Source organism: Mesorhizobium sp. GbtcB19 (assembly GCF_019091085.1).
In the GTDB taxonomy this organism is placed as follows: domain Bacteria; phylum Pseudomonadota; class Alphaproteobacteria; order Rhizobiales; family Rhizobiaceae; genus Mesorhizobium.
The window spans coordinates 1-248 of sequence record NZ_JAGXJY010000379.1; the positions used below are offsets into that span (position 1 = coordinate 1).

The window sequence follows — 248 nt, forward strand, 5'->3', positions numbered from 1 at the left end:
CCGCCCGCCAGCCACGGATAGGCCTCGAACGGCAACAAGTCCCCGTTCCCGTTCATGGAGAAAACGCCGTCGCGCGCCAACACCGTGCCGGCGGGCGTGTCGATGGGGAACCAGGCGTCGCCCCGCACGGCGAAGTCGAACGGGTTGCCGGTTTGGGTCAGCGCGCCTGCGCCGCCGGACTGATAGGGGTGGCGGGGGGGGGCGAAGGAACCCGACTTCGGCCCGGTGCCGGGGGCGCCTTCCTCGGA

Annotated in this window: 1 pseudogene; it reads right to left on the bottom strand. The window is 72.2% G+C overall.

Going from position 1 to position 248, the window contains the following annotated elements:
• Positions 1-248, bottom strand: a pseudogene (flgF, locus tag KVT37_RS32515) (flagellar biosynthesis protein FlgF); the annotation flags it as partial.